The 20,000-nt window shown below is 59.4% G+C and carries 10 protein-coding genes; 5 read left to right on the forward strand and 5 right to left on the reverse strand.

The genetic code is table 11. The features are described 5' to 3' along the window. Positions 1 to 42 precede the first annotated feature (42 nt). Genes ACR0K5_RS15260 through ACR0K5_RS15275 form a run of 4 tightly spaced genes read left to right on the forward strand, consistent with a single transcriptional unit; the run spans position 43 to position 6,720 of the window. Entirely contained in the window at positions 43 to 1,050 is a 1,008-nt protein-coding gene (locus tag ACR0K5_RS15260; protein WP_480630509.1) for an AAA family ATPase, read from the forward strand. Continuing rightward, complete coding sequence (locus ACR0K5_RS15265) at positions 1,047 to 1,922, forward strand: DUF58 domain-containing protein (protein ID WP_480630510.1); 876 nt, start codon at positions 1,047 to 1,049, stop codon at positions 1,920 to 1,922. Before ACR0K5_RS15260 ends, ACR0K5_RS15265 begins: the two co-directional genes overlap by 4 nt. Then, positions 1,919 to 4,681, forward strand: a complete 2,763-nt coding sequence (locus ACR0K5_RS15270; protein ID WP_480630511.1) for a DUF4159 domain-containing protein — start codon at positions 1,919 to 1,921, stop codon at positions 4,679 to 4,681. The genes ACR0K5_RS15265 and ACR0K5_RS15270 overlap by 4 nt, the downstream gene beginning before the upstream one ends. After that, positions 4,678 to 6,720 (forward strand): hypothetical protein, encoded by a 2,043-nt coding sequence (locus ACR0K5_RS15275; protein ID WP_480630512.1) that lies wholly within the window; start codon positions 4,678 to 4,680, stop codon positions 6,718 to 6,720. Before ACR0K5_RS15270 ends, ACR0K5_RS15275 begins: the two co-directional genes overlap by 4 nt. Here the strand turns inward: ACR0K5_RS15275 and pbpC are convergent. Beyond that, entirely contained in the window at positions 6,717 to 8,753 is a 2,037-nt protein-coding gene (gene pbpC / locus ACR0K5_RS15280) for a penicillin-binding protein 1C (protein ID WP_480630513.1), read from the reverse strand. The genes ACR0K5_RS15275 and pbpC overlap by 4 nt on opposite strands. A gap of 36 nt (positions 8,754 to 8,789) precedes the next feature. After that, entirely contained in the window at positions 8,790 to 14,216 is a 5,427-nt protein-coding gene (locus ACR0K5_RS15285) for an alpha-2-macroglobulin family protein (protein WP_480630514.1), read from the reverse strand. A gap of 116 nt (positions 14,217 to 14,332) precedes the next feature. Here ACR0K5_RS15285 and ACR0K5_RS15290 point away from each other — a divergent pair, with 116 nt between their 5' ends. Continuing rightward, positions 14,333 to 16,591 (forward strand): response regulator, encoded by a 2,259-nt coding sequence (locus ACR0K5_RS15290; RefSeq protein WP_480630515.1) that lies wholly within the window; start codon positions 14,333 to 14,335, stop codon positions 16,589 to 16,591. A 93-nt stretch (positions 16,592 to 16,684) separates the two neighbouring features. On the opposite strand, the gene yaaA is transcribed toward ACR0K5_RS15290, so the two are convergent. The 3 genes from yaaA to ACR0K5_RS15305 all read right to left on the reverse strand — a co-directional run bounded on the left by yaaA (position 16,685) and on the right by ACR0K5_RS15305 (position 19,893). After that, a complete protein-coding gene (gene yaaA, locus ACR0K5_RS15295; RefSeq protein ID WP_480630516.1) occupies positions 16,685 to 17,455 on the reverse strand; it encodes a peroxide stress protein YaaA in 771 nt (256 codons plus the stop codon). A gap of 33 nt (positions 17,456 to 17,488) precedes the next feature. Next, on the reverse strand, positions 17,489 to 19,528 hold the full coding sequence (recQ, locus tag ACR0K5_RS15300) for a DNA helicase RecQ (protein WP_480630517.1): 2,040 nt from the start codon (positions 19,526 to 19,528) through the stop codon (positions 17,489 to 17,491). A 77-nt stretch (positions 19,529 to 19,605) separates the two neighbouring features. Further along, positions 19,606 to 19,893 (reverse strand): YggT family protein, encoded by a 288-nt coding sequence (locus ACR0K5_RS15305; RefSeq protein WP_005980077.1) that lies wholly within the window; start codon positions 19,891 to 19,893, stop codon positions 19,606 to 19,608. Positions 19,894 to 20,000: the final 107 nt, after the last annotated feature.

A 20,000-nucleotide genomic window follows, 5' to 3' on the forward strand; every position in this document is an offset into this window, starting at 1 on the left:
CGCGATACACTTCAATCATATTAGTCCACGGAAGGGAAAGTCATGACCGAACCTGCCGACCTCGTAGCCGAGATCGAAGCGCTGGAAAACAAGCTGCAAGAGGCCAAGGCCTCGATCACCCGCCGCTTCATCGGGCAGGAGAGGGTGGTGGACCTGACATTGACCGCACTTTTGTGCGGCGGCCATGCCCTGCTGATCGGTCTGCCGGGGCTGGGCAAGACGCGTCTGGTCGAGACCTTGTCGACGGTGATGGGCCTGCATGGCAACCGCATTCAGTTCACACCTGACCTGATGCCTGCCGACATTCTTGGCTCTGAAGTATTGGACACTGCCGACGATGGCAGCCGCCATTTCCGTTTTATTCCCGGTCCTATCTTTTGTCAGTTGCTGATGGCGGACGAGATCAACCGGGCAAGCCCACGTACACAGTCGGCGCTGTTGCAAGCGATGCAGGAACGTACAGTGACCGTGGCCGGCGAAGACCGGTCGTTGGGTACGCCATTCCATGTGTTGGCCACGCAGAACCCGATTGAACAGGAAGGCACTTATCCGCTGCCCGAAGCTCAGCTTGACCGTTTTCTGGTACAGATAGACGTCGAATACCCCGACCGTCAGACCGAGCGGGATATTCTGCTAGCCACAACCGGGGTTGAAGAAGAGGAAGCGCATCAAATTTTCAGCAAAGAAGACTTGCTGGCTGCGCAGGTCCTGTTGCGCCGGATGCCGGTCGGAGAATCTGTTGTTGAACTGATCCTTGATCTGGTGCGGGCCTTCCGTCCCGAAGAAGCCGGTGTATCCGAACGGGTTGCCGAAACTGTCGCGTGGGGCCCGGGCCCTCGGGCAGCGCAAGCGCTGATGATGACAGTGCGGGCTCGTGCGATGTTGCAGGGGCGTTTAGCACCCAATGCCGAGGATGTTCTGGATATGGCACGCCCGGTACTCAGTCACCGGATGGCACTGAACTTTGCAGCCCGGGCTCGTGGTGACAGCCTTGCAGAGTTGATCGAATCCACTGCTGTTGGACTGATCCGGACCGAGGCGGCAGCGTGAATGCCGCGCTGACCCTTCGCGAAAGATCCGAAGCCGAGGCATCACGGCTGCCCGCTCTGTTGGCGCGTGCAGAGCATTTGGCCGGAACCGTTTTACTGGGCGACCATGGTAGGCGGCGGTCCGGTATGGGGGATGATTTCTGGCAATACCGCCCGGCCCAGATCGGTGACAGCCGTCGCATGATCGATCATCGTCGCTCAGCTCGTGGGGACCAGCAGTTTGTACGTGAACGGGAATGGCAGATCGCGCAATCAGTGATGCTTTGGGTCGATCAGGGGGCGTCGATGCGGTTTGCGTCCGACAAAACCCTACCCACCAAAGCGGATCGTGCCCGGCTTTTGGGGTTGGCAACGTCAATCTTGCTGGTCCGAGGTGGCGAGCGTGTTGGCCTGACAGGTACAACTTTGCCACCGCGCCGTGGCAATGCGCAGATCATCCGGCTGGCACAGGCCTGGTCCGAGGATGATCAAACGGATTACGCCCCCCCTGAACACCGCGCCATGATCCCTCATGCTCGTGCCGTGTTCATCTCTGATTTCCTTGGCTCCATGGACGAAGTCGAGCTTGCCTTGACCAAAGCCGCCGACCGCGGCGTGCGTGGCGTTGTTCTACAGGTGCTGGACCCGAGTGAAGAGTCGTTTCCCTATCGCGGGCGCACCATTTTCGAAAGCGTCGGAGGGTCCGTTCGGCACGAAACGCTCAAGGCAGCCGAGTTGCGGGACCGTTATCTGGAACGCCTTGCGCGCCGTAAGGACGCGCTGACGCAGTTATGCCGGGCGACGGGCTGGCAACTGGGCCTGCACCACACCGGCGATAGCGCGCAAGCGGCTCTGTTGTGGCTCTATCGTGCGCTGGACGGGGGAACGCGATGACGGTTCTGGCGGGCATCGGCTTTACCGCGCCTTGGGTTTTGCTGGGTCTTCTGACCCTGCCAATTCTATGGCTCATCCTACGTGCAGTACCGCCCGCACCGATCCGCCGTATGTTCCCCGCGGTTACATTGCTGTTAGGGCTGAAGGATGACGAAAGCGTTTCAGACCGCACACCGTGGTGGCTGTTGCTGCTGCGGATGCTGGCCGCCGCCGCGATCATTATTGGGCTGGCCGGGCCGGTCCTGAACCCATCACGGGATGAGACTGGAACCGGGCCGCTTCTGCTGGTGTTGGATGCCAGTTGGGCCGGCGCCGCGCGCTGGCCGGCGACACTGGACCAGATAGACACTCAACTGACCGAGGCGGGACGCGCAGGCCGCACTGTCGCGATCCTGCGCCTGACAGAGCCTGAAACGCCTGTTTTTCAGGCTGCGGAAGCGTGGCGCGGGCGTTTGCCGGGACTGACCCCAAACCCCTGGCAGCCGAATGAAGATCAGATTGCTCAGACCATCGCCGCTTTGAATGTCGTTGACGGTGGGTTTGATACCCATTGGTTCAGTGACAGGCTGGACTATGTAGACCACGCGGAGTTGGTTTCCAGCTTGCAGGCGCGCGGTGATGTGACGGTCTATCAGGCGGCGTCCAGGCCTCTTGCGCTCCTGCCTGCGGCCTATCAGGACGGGCTGATCCAATTGACCGTACAGCGCGCAGGCCCCGGACCGGAAGATCGAGTGACGGTACTGGCACAGGGGCGTGATCCGGCGGGTACGGCACGGGTGCTGCATTCTGTTGAATTGACCCTTGAAGCCGGCGAAATCACGGCGCAGGTCGATCTGGCGCTGCCATCGGAGTTGCGCGCCCGTATTACTCGGTTTGAAATTCAGGGTCTACGGTCGGCCGGGGCCGTGACCCTGACCGATGACAGCCTGCGTCGGCGCGAGGTTGCGCTGATTGCCGGAACTCTCAACCGTGAAGGGTTGGAGCTGTTGTCACCACTGCATTACCTGACACAGGTCCTGATCCCGACCGCGGATTTTGTCGATGGTGGTTTGCTTGAGGTTCTGCCCGCCAACCCGGATGTGATCGTTCTGTCGGACGTGGCGCAGATGTCGGAACCGGAAGAGGCCGCCTTGATCGAGTGGGTCGAACAGGGAGGCCTGCTTTTGCGTTTTGCGGGTCCGCGCATGGCGGCCAGCGATCTGGGGCGGGACAGCGAAGACACCCTGTTACCTGCGCGGCTGCGCAGCGGTGGACGATCTGTCGGCGGAGCGATGAGCTGGGGCGAGGCCAAGACGCTGGCTCCGTTCCCTGAGAATTCTCCATTCTACGGTCTGGATATACCTGATGACGTGGTTGTCTCGACACAAGTCATGGCCCAACCAGACCCTAATTTAGCGGATCGCGTGATTGCCTCGCTTTCCGACGGTACACCCTTGGTGACTCGCAAGGCATTGGGACTTGGGCAGGTGGTGCTGTTCCACGTCACTGCGGATGCGGAATGGTCCAGCCTGCCGCTGTCGGGTCTGTTCGTTGAGATGCTGGATCGTTTGGCCGTAGCCTCTGCTGCCAAGTCTCGGCAAGAGGCGCAGTTGCAGGGCACCACGTGGGAACCGGTACAGATCATGGATGGCTTTGGTGCCCTGTCGGATGCCGGAACACTGGCCGGTGTCGACGGGGTGCAGCTGATCTCGGGCCAGATCGGGCCGGATTTGAGGCCCGGTCTGTACGAAAGTGGCAAACAGAAGCTGGCATTGAACGTGGTCTCGGAAGAAACCGAACTGCGCCCGGTGATCTGGCCCGCAAACGTGCCGATCAAGGGGCAGGAGGTCAGCACCGAAACCCCACTTGGGGGTCTGTTGCTCAGCCTCGCACTGATCTTGCTGACGGTTGATGTGATTGCCTCACTGGCTTTGTCGGGCAGGTTAGGTCTGGCCCGAACGACAGCTGCTGTGCTGGCTGCCTTTCTGCTGGTGCCCGAAGTACAGGCGCAGACGCCCGAAGATACCGAGTTCGCCCTGGCGGCGACACGTGAACTTGTGCTGGCGCATGTGCTGACGGGTGACGCGCAGGTAGACGATATTGCAGAGGCCGGATTGCGGGGATTGGCTCAAACCTTGTTCTATCGCACCTCGGTTGAACCGGCGAACCCCATTGGAGTTGATCTGGAACGTGATGAGCTGGCATTCTTTCCACTGCTCTATTGGCCCATTACACCGAACCAGTCGCAACCTTCGGCTGAAGCTTACATCAAACTTAACGCTTATCTGCGCTCGGGCGGGATGATCCTGTTTGATACGCGCGACGCAGATATCGCCGGTTTTGGCGCGTCCAGCCCGAATGGCCGCAAGTTGCAACAACTGGCCGGACCGCTGAATATCCCTGCATTAGAACCGATTCCGCGTGATCACGTCCTGACCCGAACCTTCTATTTGCTGCAGGATTTCCCGGGTCGCTATTCCGGTACAGACGTTTGGGTCGAAGCCGCTCCAATGGACGCGGAACAGATCGAGGGGATGCCCTTTCGCAACCTCAACGACAATGTGACGCCGGTCGTTATCGGCGGCAATGACTGGGCCGGAGCCTGGGCCGTGGATCGCAATGGGCAGGCCCTGTTGCCCGTCGGGCGCGGCTATGCTGGGGAACGGCAGCGCGAACTGGCCAATCGTTTTGGCGTCAATCTGGTGATGCATGTGCTGACCGGGAACTACAAATCCGATCAGGTTCACGTGCCCGCCCTTCTGGACAGGTTGGGACAATGACCGGAACCGTCATTTTCGATCCGCTGATTCCGTGGCCCGTTTTGATTGCGGTGGCGGTGATTGCTACCGCTGGGATCACAATGGCTTTGTGGCGCGGCCTGTCAGGCTGGGCTCTGCGGGGATTGGCGGCTCTCGTTATCATCGCGGCGCTGTCCGGTCCGGTCTATCAGATTGAAGACCGCGCTCCGCTGACAGATATCGTTTTGATGATCGAAGATGAAAGCGCCAGCCAGACGCTTTCGGACCGGGCCGAGCAAACTGCGCAGGCCGCCGAGGAACTCGCTGCTGAGATCGAAGCACGAGACAATACGGAACTGCGCCGCATTCAGGTCGGCGACGGTGATGGGGATGAGGGCACGCAGGTCATGGCCGCCCTGAATGAGGCACTGGCCGAAGAACCGCGCGCGCGCATCGCGGGCATTCTGGTGTTGTCGGACGGAATCGTGCACGATGCCGATCAGGCCCCGGAACTGCCAGCACCGATGCACCTTCTGCAATCCGGGCGCGAAAGCGATTGGGATCGCAGGCTTATCGTGCGAAATGCGCCCGCCTTTGCCATTATCGGTGAATCGGTGACTTTGACCCTACGCGTTGAAGACAGCGGAGCGGCCCCGGCGGGTACCGCAACAGCGCCGCTGGAGATTTCCGTGGATGGTGGCGAGCCCGAGCGGTTGAGTATTCCAATCGATCGGGACGTTGAACTGCCCATCACTCTGCCTCATGGCGGGCGAAATGTGATCCAATTCTCAGTGCCTCAGGCCGACGGTGAGTTAACCGACCGCAACAACACCGCGCTGATCCAGATGAACGGCGTTCGGGATCGCCTGCGCGTTCTGCTGGTCTCGGGTGAGCCGCATCCCGGCGGGCGCACTTGGCGCAACCTGCTGAAATCCGACAGCTCGGTCGATCTGGTGCACTTCACCATTCTGCGCCCGCCCGAAAAACAAGACGGTGTGCCGGTCGATGAGCTTTCGTTAATCGCTTTCCCGACCCGCGAGTTGTTTCTGGAAAAGATCAACGATTTCGACCTGATCATCTTCGACCGCTACAAGCGGCGCGGCATCCTGCCTGCGATCTATCTGGACAACGTCACCAGTTATATCAATGACGGCGGCGCAGTTCTGATTGCGGCCGGTCCCGATTTCGCCGGAGCTGACAGCATTTTCCGGTCGCCGCTGGCGCCGATCCTGCCAGCGCAACCGTCCGCGCGTGTCTTCGAGGAACGCTTTGTTCCGAAGGTCAGCGACTTGGGTCAGCGCCATCCGGTCACAACAAATCTTGGCGATTCCGAAGATTGGGGAGCCTGGTTGCGCCAGATCGATGTGAACCATCGCTCGGGCGAGGTTCTGATGACGGGCATTGACGAACGCCCCCTGCTGGTTCTGGACCGAGTGGGCGAAGGGCGTGTTGCGATGCTGGCCTCGGACCATGCCTGGCTGTGGAGCCGCGGCTTTGAAGGCGGCGGCCCGCAGCTGGAACTGCTGCGCAGGCTGGCCCATTGGATGATGAAGGAACCCGAACTCGAGGAAGAAGCGCTGTGGGCCGAGGCCAACGGACAATCCATGCGCATTATTCGTCAGTCTCTTGACGACGAAGTGGGTTCGGTGACGGTGACACGACCGAACGGCGAGACATTGGAGATCACATTGGAAGAGGTTTCTCCAGGCCGGTTCGAGGCGCAGTATTATGGGCCTGAGATTGGTCTTTATCGTTTGCAGGAAGGTGACCACATGGCCGTGATTGGCCTTGGCCCTGCCGCGCCGAAGGAATTTGAACGCACCATCGCAACGGGTGATGTTCTTGAACCGGTTCTGGCCAGCGCGCGTGGTGGCTTGATCCGGTTGGAGGATGGTTTACCGTCGATCCGAAACGTGCGCGCTGGGCGTCCAGCGGCCGGTCGGGGCTGGATCGGCCTGACCCCGCGGAATGCCTATGAGACGCGGGACGTCACGCAGGCTGGTTTGCTACCGCCTTGGCTGGTCTTGCTGTTGGCTGGGGGGTTCCTGCTGGGTGGTTGGCTGCGTGAGGGGCGGCGCTAATCAATCCTGATTGCCGCTCGGTCGGATTGACCTTGTGCATCCACCACAACGAGCGATGTGAAACCGGTTCCCGGATTGGGGATTTCGAACTCTCGTTGCCGCTGCCCGGTCAGCACGGGTACACCATCCGCCAGTACAGAAAACGGCCCGACGCCCCCGCGCAGTTTGACTGTCAGAGGTGATCCAAACGTCTCTAACACGGCATTATTGGGGGGGAACAACAAGTCCGGCGCGGAAGGGTCGTCCTCGAAAGCTGCCGTGCGCGGGCGGAAACGTTGCAAGGGTTGAGGCAATTGAGCAGCGCCCACTAGCAAGGTCGAGGGTGGTGGTGGGCGCAAAGGTGTAAGTTCGGGTTTAACTAGGCGGAATGCTTCGGCCAGAAGCGGTGCGGCGAGGTCGCCTCCGAACGCGCCGGGAACTGGCGTTCCGTCTGCGCGACCCAGCCAGACCCCGATGACGTGCCGTCCGTCAAAACCAACGGCCCACGCATCGCGGTGGCCATAAGATGTGCCGGTTTTATAGGCAAGCGTCCCTGTTGCACCTCCTGCCGGTGGTACAAGCCCGGCCAGAATGTCCGCGACCTGCCAGGCAGAGATCTGTGACAAAACGCGCTGAGTTTGCCGCGCTTCTGCCAGCGTATCGTGATACAGGATCGGGCCTTGTCCTCCGGCAGCCAGAGTGGCGTAAATCTGTACCAGATCGTGCAGGCTCAACCCCACACCACCCAAAGAGATCGCCAATCCTGGGGTGTCGCCATTCAGACGCGGATCTGATCCGGCCGACCGCATTGCCGTCATGACACGGGCGGGTCCCAATTCATTCGTCAGCCGCACAACGGGGATGTTCAGCGACAGTTGCAATGCATCCCGCACCCGCACATCTCCACGGAATGCGCCGTCAAAATTGCGCGGGGCGTATCGACCGAACATCACGGGGCTGTCGCTGATCAGGGTCTCGGGATGGGCCAACCCCTGATCGAAAGCCAGCCCGTAGATCAAAGGCTTCAAGGTCGATCCGGGCGACCGTACGGCCCGGGTCATATCCACAAAGCCCTGTCGCGCGTCCTGATACCCGGCGGACCCGACCGAGGCCAAAACCTCTCCGCTTTGATGATTGGCTACGATCAGGGCCCCGGAAACGCGCGGTCCGATCCGGGTGGCGGCCTGAGCCACCAAAACCTGCAAACGGGCCTGCAACCCGGCATCCAGGGTCAGATTAAAGGCGCTGGTCGCGGGCACTTGTCGCTTCACGCGGTCAGTCAGATGTGGTGCAAGGCGTGGAAACGGGTTCATCCGATCTGGCAGGGGTTCCGTCAGAGCGGCGCGCACTTCAGCCCCGGTCAGGACACCTTGGCGCTCGAGTCTGCGCAGAACCCGGTCACGCGCTTCTCGGGCTGCCTCAGGCTTACGATCCGGGCGTCGGGCTTCCGGAGATTGCGGCAACGCAACCAGCAGAGCCGTCTGCGCGGCGGTCAGCCGGGTTGCGTCTTTGCCAAACCACGCGCGGGTACCGGCGCGTATACCTTCCAGATTGCCTCCGTATGGCGCGTGGGTCAGATAAAGGGTCAGGATTTGTTGTTTGCTAAGCTGCCGCTCCAATGCCAAAGCGACTCTAATCTGGCGGATTTTGCCGCTCCAGCGCCCGGTTGAGCCGTCTTCAATCAACCGCGCCACTTGCATGGTCAGGGTAGATCCGCCTGAAACCGTCCGCCTGTTCCACAGGCTTTGCCCTGTGGCCCGCAGCATGGCGATCGGGTCCACTCCGGTGTGGGTCCAGAACCGTTTGTCCTCATATCGGATCAGCATGGCCGTGAAGTTCGGATCGATTGCGCCGGGTTGTAGTCTCCAGATGCCATCCTCAACCGGAAACGCACGCAGAAGGTCGCCGTTCCGGTCCCGCATTTCGACCGAAGTTTCAGACAATACAGGGGGGAGCACGGTAGCGTCGATCCACTGGTCGGCGCCATCCCGAGCCAGCGCCGTCAGATAGAGCGCACCGGCCAGTGCAAACAAAAGCCGCGGCGGCCTAAGCATGACACCCACCCAAGCAGCGATATGGCGCACGACCGATCACTGAATCTCAACCCGACTTGTCGCCGTGCGCGCACGGTTCTGCGGGCGGTACATATCTTCGACCGAGGCCGCCGGGTGGTGGAAAACCCCCGGCGTTACGGCGCGAGCCACATAGGCCAGCGTCACAGTTTCGCGACCGTACAAGTCAATTGCGGCCAGGAACCGATCCGAGCGGAACTCGGTATGGGTGGCTTCAGACAGACTCAGCCAATCCAGAGACCGGACATCACCCAAGCGCAGAAGGCTCGGGTTGTCGATCTCGATCCCGGCCGCCAGTGGATCGTCCACCATCAAGCGCGCGCTTCCGCTTTCGAACGGCGTGACAGTCAGAACCGTGACGAACCGCTCACCCATGGCAAGGCTGCTTGCGTCGATCGGTTTGCCATCCATCGAATAGTAGTTCCGTTCGATTGCATAACCGGTCCCGCCTGCCTCGGGCGGAATCTCCGGGATGCCCGTGACCGTCAGTGTAATATCCGTTGCTTGACCGTCGGTGGCTGTGATGCTGACCTCATCCGTCTGACCGGATTGGACAATCTGAACAAATGGGCCAGAAACTGACGCGCCGTTGACCATCAAGCCCGATCGCGTTGGGTCAGAATCCAGTGCATGTGCTGCAAGCAACGACCACGAAGCTTCTTGCGTGGACAATGGCGTGCGGCCAGCGCTTACCCGTTGGATCAATACATCGCGGTCAATCGCCTCGCTGCCCGCATCCACGGCAAGGGTCAACAGACCGGCCGCGTCGCGCAGGTGGCTGCCATAGTCATCGCGCCAGACGTTCTGTTGCCCGTCCTGTTGCTGATCCAGCATCCGTGCGGCACGGGTGAACATCGTATCCGCTCGGGTCTGGTCTCCGTAAGAGGCCAGCGCCGCGCCCAGTTGTGCTGCTGCCAAGGGGGTGTCGAACGCGCCCCCTTTGACATCCGCGTAATAGCGCAGATCGCCCATCGAAGCTGCGCCTTCCCGCGCCAGAACCATAAGGGCATAAGCGATGTCCTGACCGCCTTCGTCAAAATCGGGCGCGTAATTGACCCTGTTCCGTAGATTATCCATCGCCTGAGCAAAGGCCCGGTCAGGCACAGGATGTCCCTGAGTGCGGGCGCGGGACAGGAAGTCGGTCACAAAGGCGTCCAGCCAGAAATCCCCGCTATCGGCGCGCCAGAGGCCAAAGGCTCCATTTGCGGCCTGACGGGTCAGAATGCTGCGGATTGAATCCGTGATGCGCTGATCCACCGCCGGACCGTCCCCCAGCCCCGAAGCTTGCGCGACCGAGGACAGATAGAGCAACGGAAGGGCTTTGCTGGTGATCTGCTCGGTGCAGCCATACGGGTAGCGGTTCAGTTGATCCAGCAGACCGGGCGTGTCGAACTTCGCCAGCGCACCGGCAGACAATATCGCTTTGGCTGAGCCGGGGTGAAATCCGTCAAACAGGTCCTGCGAAAACAGGAAGCTGTCGCCTGCGCCCAAAGCGAAGCGCTGCGTCTGGGCAATCAGCGGATCGTTGGACCGCACAGGCATTCGCAGGGTTTGCGACAGGTCGCGCCCATCGGGTGTGGTGATCGAGACGCTGATTTCGGGGTCTCCAATAGAATTGGCCGTGATCGGAATCTCGAACACCGCCTTGCCACCGTCCTCCAGCACAAAACTGTTTGGTGCCGCGCCCAGTTGCAATCCGTTGGATGCGGTCAGACCAAGTGCCATTTCTCCGGGTGTGCCATCGGCGTGGACAATCTCAAGCAGCATCCGACTTTGATCACCGGGGGCCAGGAACCGCGGAAGGCTGGCGGTGACGACCACAGGATCGCGGACGATCATCTCAGTCTCGGCCTGACCAACAGCTTTGGGCGACCAGGCGACGGCCATCAGCCGGACGGTGCCGTTGAAGGCGGGCAGAGGGATGTCGACCTCAACCTCTCCATCTGCGCCGACCTCTACCGGGCCGCTGAACACAGCCATCAAGTCTTGCGTCGGTGGAGGAGATTGGCGGCGCATCCCGTTGTCATTGTCACCGCCGGAGCGAACTGTGCCCATGTCTCCGTTCATGCCGTCGATCAGCCGCCCATAGACGTCTCTCAGATCCACGCCCAGACGGCGTTGTCCGAAGTAATACCCCTGTGGGTCGGGGCTTTCGAATCCTGTCAGGTTCAGAATGCCCACATCCACAGCAGCCAGGGTCAGCCAGACCGGATCACTGTTCGAAGAATTTTCGACCCTAACACGGGCTTTTTGCGTTTGACGCGGCGACGTCACCTCGGGCACATCAATGGCTACGGATAGTTTTTGATCCGCTGGATCGATGGTGGCATGGGTCACGCCCATCGCACGCGCCGGATTCTGGCCAGCGGCAACATCCATTGGGCGAATAACTGTGGCAGTGACATAAGCACCTGCGCCCCAATCTTGCGTAACCTCAATGGGGATCAGGGTTTCACCTTTTGGCACTTCAACCATCTGACGATGAATCAACCGGTTTGAAAGGACTTCGATCTGGGCGACACCCGCCATGCGCGGGACGATCCGCAACTGCGCCGTATCTCCCGCCTGATATGTGTCACGATCCAGCGACATTTCGAGCCGGTCCGGCGTGGTCGAGGCATCTGCAGCCTGATACCAACCCGCATAGAAGTCGACAGCAGTTTCGGCATAAGTACCGCCAATGCGTTGTACCACCAGTTCATAGCGGCCCCAATCCACCGGCTGTGTCAAAGTCAGAGGATCTGTAGTGACATCAACTTCTCCCGTGGCGACGCGGGTGCGGCGCGTTGTTGGCTCCCAATTCCAATCGCCGTAAAGCTGATACCATTGGTAGCGCATTTCAATCTTGTTCAGCGTCCAGCGCAAACGCATCGGACTGGGGGTCAGATCGGGGGCGAGGCCGACGATCTGAAACGCGGCCTCGGTGCCTTCAGGAATAACTTCGTCGAACATGGGTTTGACACCGATCACAGGTTGTGGCGGCAGAACGGGTGCCGTCACGCGGCGTTCAACCGGACGGCCGGAGCCATCGGCCAGTCGGGCGATGATTTCAGCCTCAATCGGCTTGCCATCAGTCTCTAACACGGGGATTTCGACTGCGATTGTAGCTTGGCCCGCCGTGTCAGTCCGCATGTCACCAAAATAGCTGCTCTTGATTGAGGTCTCTGAATCGTAGCGGCCAAAGCGATACCCTTCATAACCCGGCACTGCGTCGGTCGGGCGCGCAATGACCTGACCGTCGATGCTTAGGTCAGACCCCGGCGCACCAAAGAGGTAGCGCGCATCGATAGAAAGCGGCGGACTATCGCCGGGGCGCAGCGGCGCGTTGGGCAGGGTCAGGTCGAAATCGATACGCTCGGGCAGGAAGTCTTCCACCAACACTGTCTGACGTGCCAGCGCATCACCTTTGGGATCGGACTTGATCTCAATCTTCCATGCTCCACGCGGTACGTCTGCAGCGACAGGCAGGGCAAAGACATGCCCCCCGGCAACACCGCCATCCGAGACAGACCTTCGGTATTCTACCCCGTCCGGGCGATACAGGATCGCGGTCAGTGGCAGGCCTTCAATGGCCTGCGCCTCACCATCACGAGACAGGGCAATGACGTGGATCACCTCTCCGGCCCGATAAGCGCCTCGGTCGGTGGTCAGAAAGACATCGACCGGCCCCGCCGGCGCGCGCCCTTCAACGCCGCGATCCGACAGGTCAAAGGCAGGATCGGTCAGGGATAAAAAGCTGAAATCGCTGTCGCCCGCGGCGGCCATTACCAATGCAGGCGCACTGGCCCCCTTGCCGCGGGTCAGGCCGGGTTCAAACCTCACATAGCCGGTTTCATCGGTCTGCGCCGCTGCGATGACAGCGTTTGCCTTTGTGACCAGCGAAACCTCGATCCCTTCGCGCGGCGCTGCATCGCTTAGCCCGCGCACGGTCACGTGTAACCCATCTGTGCCAAGCGCGGTGCTGATCCCCAGATCAGATAGTACAAACCATTGTGTGGGGCCGGGGTCGTCATAGGAGTCGGCCCCCGGAACACGGGCGGTCAATGCATAGATGCCCGCGGGTTGATCGGCGATGGCTTCGGTCATGGGCAGACGCGCCGTCATGGTCTGATTCAACTGGTTTGAAACCTCTGCGGTACCGGTCCAGATGTCCTGGGCAATCTCGTCCGAGAATTCTTCTTCCTGCCATTCGCTGAGCGGGCGGCCAAAGAAATCCTGCTGCACCGCGCGCAGCAGGTTCCGGTCACTGACCCGCCGCAGGATCAGGTCCAGTTTGGTGACATTGACCGTTTCAACCGGCAGGGCCGCATCGACAGATTTCGGAAGGACGTAGCTGCGCCCGGGAAACCGAACCGCAGGTGTTCGGTCGCGCACGTAATGGATCAGTTCAACATTGCGGTTTAAGGCTTCGCCCGAGGCGGCGGGCAAGCCTTTGCGCAGCGTCAGGCGATAGCGCTGCCCATGCGCAACTCCGTCGACGCAGAGCTGTCTGTCCTCGGCTTGCACCACCAAACCGTCGTCGTTGCGCTGAATGAAGGGATCGTAATCGACCCCGGCCTTGACCAGCGGTTCCGAGAACTCGATACAAATCCTGGGGGCAGCCGCATCGCTTTCCACTGAACTGTCCACCACGCGGAAGCCGTATTTTCCAATGGCCTTGCTCAGTGCGGCCAGCACGTCTTCGCGTGGCTGCACCTGCTCGGCCAACCGAAGAACAGGGATCATGTCGCGCCCGCGCTCAACCTTTTCCAAGGCTTCCGCCAGTGTCATCAGGGCAGCAATCTGAGTGCCGGGAGCGTCGGCGCGCAGATAGCCATTGATTGCCGCATGCAGTGCGCGGTTGTGCAGATCGCGTCGCTCGCTCCAATCCGACGGGTTCATGGTCAGCAGCAGGCGCGCATATTCCACCCAAAGATCCGGGGTGTCGCCAAGCGACACGGCGACACCAGTCCACTGTATCGCTTGTATGGCACTGCCCGCGTTGCGCGCCGCATCCAGAACTGTTTGTAGATCGTACCCACCTGCCGGGTGCAGGAACCCCAAATCTCGGGCTTGTTCTTTAGATCGACCCAGATCGGCTGGGCTAAGGACACTCAATGCCTCAGCGCGTGTTTTTCCCAATGTTAGTGCCTGATCGAAATTTGGTACTTTTTGCGCAGACAAGGCCCCTTGATACGCCTCGTGCCGATTCACGCCACTTTTGGGAAAGCAGGCATCGGACCGGGTGTTATAGGTGAATGCCGTACATTGTGCATTGGCCGAGCAGGCCTGAATGCAGGACTTCAAATCGGTGTCGAACAGAGCGTCCAGATCCGAGCCATAAAAATCTGTGTCCCGAGAGGCGACATAGCGGAATTCAGGCACCGCGCTCTGTGCCAGAACGGCAGCGGGAAAGATCAGAAGTGAAAAGATGTAAGCTATTGAAATAAAAACAAAGCGGTGCATGGTGCCCTCCTCTTTGAGCTTAGCCTTGCATGGCGCGTGCCTGTAGCGCAACGGCTTAAACAGATTTTCATTCTCTGCAGGGATGCTGGGATTTGAACGTCTCGGAATCGATCACCATGAGTCTTGCAAACAAACTGGCACAGGAACGGCGCGCGCGTCTGGCCGCCGAGCGTATGCTGGCCCTGAAACAGGCCGAACTTTCGGCGGCCAATCGCAAACTGGGCCAGCACGCGATGGCTCTGACCAGACGTATCGGCGAAACGCAAGCCGAGGTTGAAACCGTTCGCGATGAAAACGAGAAGGTAAAATCCGATCTGACTGTTGCTCATGCCAAGATCGAAGTCGCTGAGCGTCGCCTTTGGCATTCGATCCAGACCATTCAGGACGGGTTTGCCTTTTTTGATGGTGACAGCAGGCTGATCAGCGCGAACGCTGCATATCTGGGCGTTTTTGAAGGCTTGGATGAAGTCGTGCCCGGAATTTCCTACCAGCGAATTCTGCAGCTGCTGACCATAGAAGGCATAGTCGATACTGGCGACGAATCCGCCGAGGAATGGCAGGCCAGAATGCAGGCGCGCTGGGGTCGTGCAAGTCCACCTCCGATCGTCATGCAATTGTGGAACGGCCATTACATCCGCCTGATCGATCAGCGAGGCAGCGGTGGTGATGTTGTAAGTCTTGCGCTGAACATCACCGCGTCGGTCCGGCACGAAACAGAGCTGAAGGCAGCGCGCGAACGGGCCGAAGCAGCCAGTCGGGCCAAATCAGCCTTTCTGGCCAACATGAGCCACGAAATCCGCACGCCGATGAATGGTATCGTCGGTATGACCGAATTGCTGAATGAATCTCCTCTGGATGAAGAACAGCGGCTCTACGTCAACACTATCCGCAACTCGGGTGAGGCGTTGTTGGTTATCATCAACGATGTGCTTGATTATTCCAAGATCGAGGCCGATAGGCTGGTTCTATACCCCGAACCTTTCGATCTGGAGCGTTGCATCCTTGAGGTCGCGATGCTGCTGCAACCCAGCGTACGGGACAAAGGGCTTACATTGCTTGTGGACTACGACCTGTTCCTGCCCACCCTTTTTATTGGTGATCCTGGACGAATGCGCCAGGTGCTGACCAATCTGGTCGGAAACGCGGTCAAGTTCACCACGGACGGGCATGTATTGGTTCGTGTGACTGGCGTTCCGCATTCTCATACACAAACCTGCGACATCCATATCGCCATTGAAGATACGGGAATCGGCATTGATGCGGAGAAAATCAGCCACATTTTTGGTGAGTTCAATCAAGTCGAAGACGAGCGCAATCGCCAATTTGAGGGCACCGGGTTGGGTCTTGCTATCTCCAAGCGTCTGATCACCATGATGGGCGGGTCGGTTTGGGTAGAAAGCGAACCGGGGCAGGGTTCCTGTTTCGGCTTTCGTGTGTCGTTGCCCACTGCGGAAGGTCCACAACCCGAACCTCCGAAACTGGCAGATTGCGTGAAACACGTCATGGTAGTCGAGGATTTGGCCGTAAACCGCGCCATTTTGGCAAAACAGCTTGGCCGGTTGGTGGCTGACGTGACGGTCTGTGCGTCAGGGGCCGAGGCACTGGCAGAAATGCATGACGCGATTGAACTTGTCCTGTGCGATCATGATCTGCCGGACATGGACGGGCTGGACCTTGCCGTCACTCTCAAGGACCGCGGGTGGGGCGCTGCCCCGGTCATCGTGATGTCTGCGAATCCTTCTCTGATCCACACGCATCCTGCCCGCGACCTGATCGACGGTGTTTTGCAGAAGCCAATCCCCAGGGCCGAGTTGTACTGCAGGCTCGTGGCTCTTAATGGCTCTTCGCCGCCCGAGTGTCGCCCAACGCAACGAAGTTACGTCTCTAATAAAGCCGAATCTACGAGGTCGGAAACAAGGCGTATGAAGATTCTCGCGGCAGAGGACAACCACACCAATCAGTTGATCCTGAAAAAGATGGTCAAGGACCTGCACATAGACCTTCGATTTGCGTCCAATGGGGTTGAAGCCGTTGAGATCTTTCAGGAGTTCGATCCGGATTTGATCTTCATGGATATTTCCATGCCGAAGATGGACGGCAAACAGGCCACCACTGAAATCCGCAGGCTTGAGATCGAAACAGGGCGTCATGTCCCGATTGTTGCCTTGACGGCTCATGCCATGGCCGGTGATGATCAGGGCATCCTGTCTGCAGGCATGGATCACTACATGACGAAACCGCTGCACAAAAACCACATTCATCAGATGATCCTGCAACATCAACCTGACGGGGTAAGCAGCGTTGTGGACAATCAACTCGTCCAGGAACTCTTCCCCATGTGCAACCGCAAACAGGATCCCTCTTCATCTGGTTAAAAATACCTCGGGAAGCGCGAGGGGCTGGCCCCTCGCTCAGGTTCGCAATCTACGACCCCAGTTGCAGATTCTATCGGTCAAGCTGCCGGAATCTCAGGCTGTATATGGTCGAACAAAAACGGGTTTATCCTCTTCCGACAGTTCAGCACGATATTCATAGCCGCCTGTATCGAAATCGAGCAGAGCTTTGGGATCAGTCAGGCGGTGCTGAATGATATAGCGCGCCATCGCACCGCGCGCCTTTTTGGCAAAAAAGCTCACGATCTTCGGGGTGCCATTCTTGTCTTCCATGAACACCGGCGTGATGACGCGCAGTTTCAGAGCTTTCGGGTCCACGGCACTGAAATACTCCTGACTGGCGCAGTTAATCAGAACGTTGCTACCGACCTCGTCGCCTTGCGTGTTCAGAGCTTTGCTCAATTGGTCGCGCCAATATTCATAAAGGTTCTTGCCACGCCGGGTTTTCAGCCTGCTGCCCATTTCCAATCTGTAGGGCTGTATCGCATCGAGTGGCCGCAATACACCGTAGAGGCCCGAGAGAATGCGCAGATGATCCTGTGCCCATGCCAATTCGTCGGCATCCAGCGATGTTGCTTCCAGCCCCTGATAGGTGTCACCCGCGAAAGCGAGCGCGGCCGGGCGTGTTGCTTTGGCGTCTGGCGCGTCCGTAAAAGCGCGATATCGGTCGCGATTCAGACGTGCCAAATCATCGCTCAGATCCATCAACTTTTTCAGCTCGCCAAGGGTCAGATTGCGTGCGGTTTTGGACAGTCTGATCGCGTCATCCTGAAAATCGGGCTGTGTGGCTTTAATATTCCGCTCTGCCCAATCCAACCGTTTGGCTGGGGAAATCACTACCAGCATATCCGCCCTCTTTTCTTACCTGCTCTGGCGTATCTAGCCCGCCTCTCGCAGCACGTCCAGAAAGGCAGTGCCAAACCTTTCGTGACGTCGGTTGCCGAGCACCTGTTCAATCCCGCGCAGGTCGTCAGGGCGCATCTGTGCAACCTTCGCCAATTGTGAGGCCGAGCAGGTGAGTGGTTTGTCTATCCCGTCAATCCCGCGGGACAATTGAGACTGAACTTCCAGCAAGCGGTCGTATATTTCGCCCTGATCACGCCCAGCCAGTTTGCGGCGCGCCGGGTGAACGGCTTCGACCGTTCCTGCGATCACTTCAAGGAAAGTGTTGCCATAACGCTCCAGTTTTTTCGCGCCGACCCCACCGATCCGGGCCATGTCGTCCAAAGTCATGGGGCGATTTTCGGCCATTTCGATCAGAGTGCGATCCGGAAAAATGACATATGCCGGGACCCGCGCGGATTCTGCCAAAGCGCGTCGCTTGGCTTTGAGGGCCGACAGCAGCGGTGCATCCTCTTCGGAGACCATGGCTTTCACGGCAGGCCGGCGTGTTGCCTTGCGCAGCGTGTCCTTGCGCAGGTTGATCTGTGCTTCGCCTTTTAGAATTGGTTTGGCTGCCTCGGTCATGCGCAGGGCGCCGTGACGTTCGGGATCGGGGCGCACCAGATCGTGCCCCATCATCTGGCGGAAGATGGCTTGCCATTGCGCGCGCGACCATTCTTTGCCGATGCCCCAGGTAGACAAGTTATCGTGACGGCGTGCGCGGATCTTGTCGGTTTCAATTGCCAGAAGGATGTCGATCAGATGACCGCTGCCGAACCACTCCTCGGTGCGCAGGATCGCGGACAGGGCCATGCGGACAGGGGTTGTCCCGTCAAACACCTCGGGCGGGGTATCGCACAGATCGCATTTCCCACAGGGCGCGGCCAGCTCTCCGAAATAACTCAGCAGTGTCTGGCGGCGACATTCCAGCGCTTCAGCCAAGCCCAGCAAAGCGTTCAGCCTTGCATGATCGGCCATGCGCCGCTCATGAGGCGCAAGACCTTCGTCGATCTGTGACCGCCGCAGGCGGATGTCGTCGGGACCGAACAGGGTCAGAGTTTCGGCGGGCCCGCCGTCGCGCCCGGCGCGGCCGATTTCCTGATAATAGGCCTCGATCGATTTCGGCAGGTCCGCATGGGCAACCCAGCGGATATCCGGCTTGTCGATACCCATTCCGAAGGCAACGGTGGCTACCACGATCAGCCCGTCCTCGCGTGCGAAACGGGTTTCGACGATACGGCGATCTTCAGCTTCCATGCCACCGTGATAATGACAGGCGGTGTGGCCTTCTGCGCGCAAGGCTTGCGCCAGTACTTCGGTCTTGTTCCTAGTGCCGCAATAAACGATGCCGGATTGCCCTTTGCGCGCGGCGGCGAAATCAAGGATCTGCTTGCGCGGCCCGTCCTTGGCAGCAAATGCCAAGTGTATGTTGGGTCTGTCGAACCCGCGCAGGAACTTGCGGGGTTCGGTACCGTCAAACAGCTTTTCGACGATCTCGTCCTGTGTCTCGGCATCTGCCGTCGCTGTGAAAGCAGCCAGCGGCACGTCCAATGCACGCCGCAACTCTCCGATCCGCAAATAATCAGGGCGGAAATCGTGACCCCATTGGCTGACACAATGCGCCTCGTCCACCGCAATCAGGCTGACATTGATCCGGCGCAGCATTCCCAGCGCCGAACCCGCGGCCAGACGTTCGGGGGCCATATAGAGCAGCTTCAGCCGACCGGCTTCCAGCGCGTCCCACACCGCATCGGTTTCCTCAGGGGTGTTGCCGGATGTAAGCGCCCCGGCCTCGACGCCGGCTTCCTGCAACCCGCGTACCTGATCGCGCATCAGGGCGATCAGAGGTGAGATCACCACGGTCACTCCGTCACGCAATAGGGCAGGTAGCTGAAAACACAGGGATTTACCGCCCCCCGTCGGCATGATGGCCAGAACGTTTTCGCCCGCGCTCACGGAATCGACAATCTCTTCCTGCCCGGGGCGGAAGTCGTCGAATCCAAAGACATCTCGCAGCAAAGGCGCGGCGTCGAACATGTGTGGGGCGACCCTGTTTTAAGATTATCTGCTCTTAAGACAGGACAATCACATACTAAGATTCGGTGAACAAGAGGTCAGTAGAAATAGACCGCGTTATTGATCAGGATGATCCGTAGCGCATAAACCCCGATCAGCACGACCAGAGGCGTAAGGTCCAAGCCACCCATGTTCGGAAGGATACGTCGGATCGGGCCATAGATCGGCTCTAACAAACGGTTCAGCCCGTACCAGATTTGCGCGACCAGCTGTTGGTGCAGATTGAGCACCTGAAAGTTGATCAGCCAGCTCATGATCACATGGGCCAGAATGATGAACCAGACAATGTCCAGGATCAGCAGCAGGATTTGGATCAGCGACAGCATAGGTTCTCCGTTTTCTTGTTGGCCGAGACCTAAGCACCAAGACAGCAAAGAGCAAGTGCGCTGAACTCAATGCTTGCGAATTGGGCTAAAGCCCCGTCTTATAAAAG

The organism is Ruegeria sp. AB9, from assembly GCF_056542585.1.

Coding starts and splice junctions, on each gene's coding strand:
- yaaA (WP_480630516.1), bottom strand. CDS start 17,455: ATGCTGGTAGTGATTTCCCCAGCCAAACGGTTGGATTGGGCAGAGCGG.
- pbpC (WP_480630513.1), bottom strand. CDS start 8,753: ATGCTTAGGCCGCCGCGGCTTTTGTTTGCACTGGCCGGTGCGCTCTAT.
- ACR0K5_RS15275 (WP_480630512.1), top strand. CDS start 4,678: ATGACCGGAACCGTCATTTTCGATCCGCTGATTCCGTGGCCCGTTTTG.
- ACR0K5_RS15270 (WP_480630511.1), top strand. CDS start 1,919: ATGACGGTTCTGGCGGGCATCGGCTTTACCGCGCCTTGGGTTTTGCTG.
- ACR0K5_RS15260 (WP_480630509.1), top strand. CDS start 43: ATGACCGAACCTGCCGACCTCGTAGCCGAGATCGAAGCGCTGGAAAAC.
- ACR0K5_RS15290 (WP_480630515.1), top strand. CDS start 14,333: ATGAGTCTTGCAAACAAACTGGCACAGGAACGGCGCGCGCGTCTGGCC.
- ACR0K5_RS15305 (WP_005980077.1), bottom strand. CDS start 19,893: ATGCTGTCGCTGATCCAAATCCTGCTGCTGATCCTGGACATTGTCTGG.
- ACR0K5_RS15285 (WP_480630514.1), bottom strand. CDS start 14,216: ATGCACCGCTTTGTTTTTATTTCAATAGCTTACATCTTTTCACTTCTG.
- recQ (WP_480630517.1), bottom strand. CDS start 19,528: ATGTTCGACGCCGCGCCTTTGCTGCGAGATGTCTTTGGATTCGACGAC.